The 5,850-nt window shown below is 46.1% G+C and carries 3 protein-coding genes and 1 pseudogene; 2 read left to right on the forward strand and 2 right to left on the reverse strand.

The window, feature by feature from the left end; translation table 11 throughout:
* Positions 1–180: pseudogene (locus RMO35_RS13210) on the forward strand (glycosyltransferase family 1 protein); the annotation flags it as partial.
* Between the two features lie 64 nt (positions 181–244).
* A complete protein-coding gene (locus tag RMO35_RS13215) occupies positions 245–811 on the forward strand; it encodes a hypothetical protein (RefSeq protein WP_309741759.1) in 567 nt (188 codons plus the stop codon).
* Positions 812–928: 117 nt separating this feature from the next.
* Here the strand turns inward: RMO35_RS13215 and RMO35_RS13220 are convergent, their stop codons facing one another.
* Complete coding sequence (locus RMO35_RS13220; protein WP_309741760.1) at positions 929–2,641, reverse strand: alpha/beta hydrolase; 1,713 nt, start codon at positions 2,639–2,641, stop codon at positions 929–931.
* 139 nt (positions 2,642–2,780) lie between these two features.
* Positions 2,781–5,357 carry a leucine--tRNA ligase gene (gene leuS, locus RMO35_RS13225; RefSeq protein ID WP_309741761.1) on the reverse strand — a complete coding sequence of 859 codons (2,577 nt, stop codon included), beginning with the start codon at positions 5,355–5,357 and terminating at the stop codon, positions 2,781–2,783.
* Positions 5,358–5,850 lie beyond the last annotated feature (493 nt).

The following is a 5,850-nucleotide window of genomic DNA, read 5'->3' on the forward strand; positions in this document are numbered from 1 at the left end:
AATTCGCTAGCATGGGGGATCTTGGAAGTACTCAAAAATCCAGGTTATGCCAAGTGGTTGACGGATAATGCCTACGATGAACTGGGCAAACGCTTTAACTGGGCAAAGATTGCCCTTCAAACGCAATCAGTTTATCACAATGCACTAGTTAAGAATAAGCAATCTGTGTTGGGGAGATGATTATAAGTAGGTAAATCAATGTACGATCGTTTTCATAGTTATTCATTTGTCTAAGATTTCAAACATGAAGTTTACTACGCCCGCAAAAGCTGTATCATTCGCTTCACTTTCGGTCTTAATATATGGACTAAGTAGTTCCTTACCTGTTTATGCTTATTTCAAAGAATCTCCGATCGAAGCAACTTCAAATCGGGTAAATAGGCAAAGTGAATTACCTAACGATCGTAAGATTCGGGATCGATATCTATTATCAAAAGAGCTTGAAACGGAAATTAAGGAGCATTTCAATGAAGGTAATAAAAATTTTGAATTGGGTAACTATCAATTAGCAGCTAGTAATTATGGCAATGCTATTAGAATTTTAAAGATTTTGCGCGATAGCAATTACTCCGGGGAAAGAGGTAGCGCTATTGTCACTAACCTGATTAATTGTTATGAGAATCGCTCCATAACATATATGAAAATATATTCAGCTAGATCGGACTCTTATTACAAACGTCAGGCAATAGAAGATTTGGGTGAAGTGGTAAAAATTTATAATGGCTATGGCGATCGAGTTAACGCATTTGAGACGATCCAGAAGATCCGCAGCATTGGAGGCAGTGAAGCAGCTAATAAATACACATTCTAATTTTCGGTTTAAATCGATCGAAGGTTTAAACGAATTTACGCCATCCTAAGTTATTTCTAACTGCTGCCAACTCTAAAAATTCGATCCTGTAATTATTCAGAGCGCGATCGAAATCGCTTACGGAGCGAGTTCGGGTGCCCGCGAAGTTTCTGGTTGCAGCATCAAGACGATCGATTCAGCCGCAGAGGCACTGACGATATTTAGCCGGAGTGATGGGCGGTTTGCATTGGTGTCTACGAGCGATTTGCTGGCTACTGACACGCTATTCGGTGCTAGCGATTTGCCATATGCAGCACTCAAGTAGGGTTTAAATTCACTCCGATTGGCTAAATGAGTTTGAAAAAAAGCCGAGCCGAGTGCTTTAGTAAACATCCGCGCACGTTCCGGTTCGGGGCCGATAAAACTATCGGAAACTGGGAACACGCTATCACTTTTAGCCACATTTTGAGTAGAAAAGTGTGTACCTTTATCCAAAATTGCGAGATACTTATCAGGCGATCGCAACCAGGCAAATGGATAGATTTGCTCTGGTATAGCTGGCGTAATAATATCATCGCTACCACCCATCATCAAGACAGGGACGCGAATCTGGCTCATCCCCCGTTGCCCAAAAATCGTACTGTTGAGGGGACTAATCGCAAAAATCGCTTTGACACGCGGATCTTGGAACGCATAACGTTTAGGTGGTAGCTCTTTAGCGCGACATTGGAGTAAGACGGAGAGATTGAGAGAGCGATTGGGATTGCACAGAAGCTGGACTCGATCGAAATCGATTTGGGCACCAGCTAATGCTAACACCGTGTAACCGCCGAGGGAATGTCCCACTAATCCCGTCTGTTGGACATCGATTTGGCGCAGGCTCGGATCTATTTGAGCGCGACGTTGCAGCTCATCGAGGAAAAAAGTCACATCGCGCGGACGTTGGAGCAATTCGGTGGCTTGTGGCGCTGGAGCCAAGCCAGAAAAATACTTCCGAAACCGAGTGGCATCGCCACCGACATGCTCGACAGTCGCAACGGCAAAGCCATAGGAGGCGAGATGCTCGGCTAAATAAGCATAGGTAGTCCGATCTTCAGCAACGCCGTGAGAAATAACGATAATCGGCAGCGGACGAGCCGAAGCTGTTTGCGGCACATACAGATCGCCCGGTACCATCCGTTGACGCGAACGATCCCGCCATGCAAATGAGCGTTTTTGCCAGCGAAATGTCCCTGCACTGCGGAGATCGAGTCGATTGGCGAAGTTGGTATTATTTGTTTGGGCTTCCTCATCAGCAAGGCGATCGAGCGTACTAACCGTAGTATCGCGCAGCTTGAATAATTCGGTCAGGTTGTCATAGATGGTGAATACTTCCGCCAAATTCAGCTTGACTTGGCGACTGGGAAACCGCCGGATAACGTTGAGTACTGTCAACCCTTGTCTCTTATCGCCTGCTGACTGGATCAGTGCAATTCGCAGCGACTTTGACCCATTTTGCCGCGAGTCTGTCTGAATCGACTCCCCAACGCGCTCTAATAACGGTTTAACCAGTGGTGAATTGACAACTTGCGCCAAATATTGCGGACTCACATCAAATCGCTGCTGCAAGGATTGTCGGAATTGTTGCAGTTGTGCGGGTGGAGTTTGCTGGGCTAAGTTAGCATACTCGGCAGGAATTTTGCCATCTTTAGCAAAAGCTTCGAGATCGCGCACCGAAACCGAAAAGTCCTTAAATGGGGGAAAATAGCCAGTCACTCGATCGGCAGCACGCCCCGGTGTAGGGATAGCTAGAGTAACGAAGGCAGCAATAGCAAAGGCTTTGAGCCACCGAACTTGCTTAGAAGGCGACATAAAATTGGCGGAGGATGGATTTAACTCGATTGCTGCTGTAGCAACAAAACGCGATCGGTGTCGATTTGTGGCTCTATGCTCAATTTACACAGATTCGATCGGTCATTACCTCTGCCGATTTACAGATAGTTTATATTTACTAACCAATAATAAAGTTAACTAACTTTCCAGGTACCACAATTACTTTCTTAATCTCCTTCCCTTCCGTGAACTTCTTGGTTATTGCCGACTCGCGCGCATGAGCTTCTAGAGTCGCTGAATCCTTGGTTGCTGGGACTTGAATCGTCCCGCGAGTTTTACCCATGATTTGAATTACTAAAGTGATTTCATCAGCAATCAAAGCAGCCGGATCGAAATTACGCCAGGGTTGCGTGTGAATCGAACCGGAATGCCCAGTTAATTGCCACAATTCCTCTGTCATGTGCGGTGCAAATGGCGCAGCTAAAATCATTAGAGTTTCAATCCCTTCGGCATATACAGGCGAATCTTTGCAATCTGCATCGGTGAGGGCGTTGCTCAGTTTCATCAATTCCGATACCGCAGTATTAAACTGATAATCTCCATCCAAATCTTCAGTAATTGCTTGAATGGCATGATGAACGAATCGACGTAAATCTTTTTCAGATTTCGACAATTCGCCACTGGCAACTGTAGTTCCCGGTTTAGCTGCTAACACCAATCGCCACAACCGATTTAGAAAGCGAAACTGTCCTTCAACATCCGCATCATCCCATTCGAGATCTTTTTCTGGTGGGGCTTTAAATAAGATGAACATCCGCGCGGTGTCTACACCATATTTCCCAATTACTTCTTCGGGAGCGATGCCATTATATTTCGACTTAGACATCTTATCAAATGTCACTTCTAACGCAATCCCACTTACTGGATCTGTCGGATGAGCGCGATCTAATACTGTCGCTGGATCGATATATTTACCTGTTTGGGGATTCTTATAAGTAGTAGACTGCACCATCCCTTGAGTGAGTAACTGTTTAAATGGCTCGTCAAAGTTTAGTAGTTTGGTTTTGCCACGATCGCCAGCTCCAAAATCTCGAATTATTTTTGTGAAGAAGCGGGCATATAATAAGTGCAATACTGCATGTTCGATGCCACCAACATATTGGTCTACAGGCATCCAATCATTGGTAATATTCGAGTCGAAGATTTGCTGTTCATTAGTGGCATCTGGATAACGCAAGAAATACCAAGAAGAATCCACAAACGTATCCATCGTATCGGTTTCCCGTTTCGCTGGAGTACCACAAGTCGGACATGGCACATTTACCCATGAATCTAATTGTGCCAAGGGATTGCCACCTTTGCCAGTGAATTCGACATCTTCAGGTAATTTAACTGGTAAATCTGCCTCTGGAACTGGCACTGCACCGCATTTTGGGCAATGTACGATCGGAATCGGTACACCCCAATAACGTTGGCGCGAAATCAACCAATCCCGCAACTTATATTGAATTTTGCCGTTGCCATAACCCTGCTGCTCGGCATAGTCGATTATCGACTTCTTCGCACTCACCGAATCCAAACCGTCGAATTGACGGGAATTAACGATCGTGCCTGCTTCCGTATATGCAGCCACCAGTGGTGTGTCAGTATTCTGATTCGGTGAGGCAATTACTTGAGTAATCGGTAACTGATACTGCTTGGCAAATTTGAAATCGCGAAGATCGTGTGCGGGAACGCCCATAACAGCACCCGTCCCATACTCATACAAGACATAATCCGCAATCCAAATCGGCACCTCCGTCCCCGTAAACGGATTAATCGCCATCGCTCCGGTAAATACGCCCCGCTTGGGCTTATCTTCCGCCGTCCGATCGATCTCGCTTTGATTCTTAATTTCCGCAACGAAGGCATCCACAGCCGCTTTTTGGTCTGAAGTAGTCACCTGCGCCGTCAGTGGATGTTCGGGAGCCAGTACGACATAGCTCACACCATAAACAGTATCGGGACGAGTCGTAAATACCGCAATTCTCTCACTCGCGCCGACAATGGGAAATTCTAGATTCGCCCCGATCGATTTGCCGATCCAATTTGCCTGCATCGTGCGGACTTTTTCCGGCCATCCTGACAACTGGTCGAGATCGGTCAATAATTGCTCGGCATAGTCGGTGATTTTAAAGTACCACTGCTTGAGTGCCTTTTTCTCCACGATCGCACCAGAACGCCAGGAACGCCCCTCACCATCGACTTGCTCGTTTGCCAACACGGTTTGGTCGATCGGATCCCAATTTACCATTCCGTCTTTTTGGTACGCTAAGCCACCTTCGTAGAACTTCAAGAAAATCCACTGCGTCCACCGATAATATTCGGGCGAACAGGTGGCAACTTCGCGTTCCCAATCGATCGATAATCCCAATTTCTGCAACTGTCCCCGCATGTGGGCAATATTTTGATACGTCCACGTCGCGGGATGAATTCCCCGTTCGATAGCGGCATTTTCCGCTGGCAAGCCAAAGGCATCCCAACCCATCGGATGCAGCACCCGATGCCCCTGCATCCGCTTCTGTCTGGCTACTACGTCAGTAATTACATAGTTACGGACGTGTCCCATGTGCAGATTCCCCGACGGATAGGGAAACATCGACAGGGCGTAGAATTTTGGCTTATTGCTGGTAGTATCGGTTTTATATAAATTTGCATCCGTCCAAGCCTGTTGCCATTTGGACTCGATTTCGGTGGGGCTATAGTTATGTTCCATTGCAGCGATCGGTTAAATTATTAAATAAATATATGAAGTATCCATATTCTGGCGATCTCTATTCTAGAGCAACCGCCAAGGTTATTATTGCATGAGGGGTAATGGGTAAGGGGTAATGGGTAAAAGGTAAAAGGTAAGAGGTAAGAGGTAAGAGGTAATGGGTAAGAGGTAAGAGGTAATGGGTAAAAGGTAATGAGTTGTGGACGCTTGCTTCTTTCTATGTCACTATTCACACTGTGCCTACGGCAGGCTACGCCAACGGCTGTCGTATCGCCAAAGGCGAGGCTGTGCCTACGGCAGGCTACACCAACGCCAACAGTGCAAGCTATTCACTATTCACTATTCACTATTCACTATTCACTATTCACTATCCCCTATCCCCTATCCCCTCAGAGATCTATACTGAATAAATTGCTGATGAGATGCACTCGATCGGGAAGATTAACCAGTATTAAAAGTCAAGACAAGATGCAAACTCCTCATTCCGATCCAG

The organism is Chamaesiphon sp. OTE_20_metabat_361, from assembly GCF_031364565.1.